3 protein-coding genes are annotated in these 2,127 nt (G+C 59.1%); all 3 read left to right on the forward strand.

Translation table 11 applies throughout. The features are described from left to right. Positions 1–22: 22 nt before the first annotated feature. The 3 genes from WB528_RS28485 (at position 23) to WB528_RS28495 (ending at position 1,875) form a co-directional block, all read left to right on the forward strand. Complete coding sequence (locus WB528_RS28485; RefSeq protein WP_423892829.1) at positions 23–166, forward strand: YgaP-like transmembrane domain; 144 nt, start codon at positions 23–25, stop codon at positions 164–166. Positions 167–208: 42 nt separating this feature from the next. Continuing rightward, positions 209–985: a sulfite exporter TauE/SafE family protein gene (locus tag WB528_RS28490; protein ID WP_423892825.1), complete on the forward strand. Its 777-nt coding sequence runs from the start codon at positions 209–211 to the stop codon at positions 983–985. Between the two features lie 167 nt (positions 986–1,152). Then, positions 1,153–1,875 carry a rhodanese-like domain-containing protein gene (locus WB528_RS28495; protein WP_423892827.1) on the forward strand — a complete coding sequence of 241 codons (723 nt, stop codon included), beginning with the start codon at positions 1,153–1,155 and terminating at the stop codon, positions 1,873–1,875. The last annotated feature ends 252 nt before the right edge of the window (positions 1,876–2,127 follow it).

Consider the following 2,127-nt stretch of genomic DNA (forward strand, 5'->3'; position numbering starts at 1 on the left):
GGCCGGGACGCTTCTTGGCACGTTGGCGACGCCCTGGTTTTTCATTGTGCCCGGGTTCGTGGGGGCCGGGCTTCTATTGGCGGGGCTGACCGGATTCTGTGGAATGGCGCGGCTGTTAATGCGGGCGCCCTGGAATCGCGATGCTTTCCATTCACAAGTTGCCTGACACGACTATCGTGCGATTAGCCCAGCGCTAGGAGCCTTGACCATGATTTCGCTCATGCAAGGCGTGCTGGGGGTCGCTTCCGGTACTTTGGTGGGCTTCTCGCTTGGCCTCGTTGGTGGCGGTGGTTCAATCCTAGCAGTACCGCTGATGGTCTATCTTGTCGGCGTTCCGAGCCCGCATATCGCGATAGGGACGAGTGCCGTCGCGGTCGCTGCCAACGCAGCTGCGAATTTGGCCGGCCACGCTCGCAGAGGCAACGTGAAATGGCTGTGTGCGCTGGTCTTCGCCGCTGCAGGCATTGCCGGCGCCTTTCTGGGCTCCATTTTCGGCAAGATGATTGATGGCCAGAAGCTGTTGGCTCTCTTTGCGGTCCTCATGCTGGTTGTCGGGGCGCTGATGCTCAGGGGGCGTTCGGGAGGCGGCAATCATGCCGTTCGCCTAAATCGCGAAAACCTGCGGGCGCTTGCTGGTCTCGGCTTGGCGACTGGAACGTTGTCCGGCTTTTTCGGAATTGGCGGCGGGTTCCTGATCGTACCAGCACTCATGCTTGCGACCGGAATGCCGATCCTCCATGCCGTGAGCTCGTCGCTGGTTGCCGTGACCGCGTTCGGTCTGACGACGGCGGGGAGCTACGCATTCTCTGGACTGGTCGACTGGCCTCTTGCGGGAGTATTCATCGCCGGAGGCGTGCTCGGAGGTCTTCTCGGCGGCAGCCTTGCGACGCGGCTCGCAAGCAAACGTGGAGCACTCAACATCGTGTTCGCAGCGGTCATATTCGCAGTGGCGATCTACATGTTGGTACGCAGTCTTGCGACATAAATTAGACTGCGATGTGCTTGGCATCTTCGCGGAAAGAGGCGAGCCATCGAAGACAGCGCGGCAATAACGCGAATGATCCGCACCGATGACTGAAGTATCATGTTACGCTACCGTTTGAATAATTGGGAGGCGCGAGTGGCATCGCGACGGCAGACATGACGATATCCGTGACCGATCTGGCGATATCGCAGACAGACGTGTACCAAGCGACACTGGCTGAACCTGACCAGAAAACTCCTCAGGTTAGCACTGAGGATGTCCGACGTATCCTGGCCGACGGCAGCGCCATCGTGCTCGATTCCCGCAAGCGTGCGGAATATGCAGCCGGGCATATCGCCGGTGCCCGCAATGTCGCACCTGCACCCGGCGCGCCGCCATCGGAGTATGTTGCTGCGGTCGAACGGCTGGTGCAAGGCGATAAGAGCCAATCGTTGGTGATCTATTGCAACGGGCAGTACTGCAAGGCGGGGCGCCAGCTCAGCGCTCACCTGGCGGAGGCTGGATTCACCAGCGTACGGCGGTATCAGCTCGGTATTCCGGTCTGGCGGGCGCTCGGTGGACCGGTGGAAATCGAACTGGAAGGTATCGTGCGGATTTTCGGCGTTGACCAGACGGTGGTCTATTTCGACGCGAGGTCGGCGGAGGAGTTTGCACAGGGCACGCTACCGGGCGCCCACAATGTGCCGGCCGATGCGGTGGCTACCGGCGGCTTCGAAAAGGTGCCGATGCCGAGAAACGATTTTAATACACGGATTGTCATTTTCGGCAGGGACAAAGCGCAAGGCCGGAAGCTTGCTGACGCGATCGGCAAGACTCCGTTCCAGAATGTTTCCTATTTTCCGGGCGTGTTTGAGCAGCTCTCGGTAGTTATCAAGCCCAAGCCGGTTTGATTTCCGGGTTCGTTGAAGTCCGCTAGCAGAGACGTGGTTCTTGCGTGCAGCAGAGACTGCGCCGGAGGATCTATCGGCATAAGCTCAAATTTGAATGTGACCAAAATTTCGCGTCGCTACGACGGCAGGCAAAGGTCGAAACGGACCCCAAGCGGCGGAAGAATCTTCTCGATTCTGAACAGCGGTGGCTAAAGCTCGCCCAGAACTACGAGTTTGCAGAGCATCTTGCGCAAAATCTGCCCAACTCATAGG

It is taken from the genome of Bradyrhizobium sp. (assembly GCF_049586575.1).
Taxonomy (GTDB): domain Bacteria; phylum Pseudomonadota; class Alphaproteobacteria; order Rhizobiales; family Xanthobacteraceae; genus Bradyrhizobium.

Coding starts and splice junctions, on each gene's coding strand:
- WB528_RS28490 (WP_423892825.1), top strand. CDS start 209: ATGATTTCGCTCATGCAAGGCGTGCTGGGGGTCGCTTCCGGTACTTTG.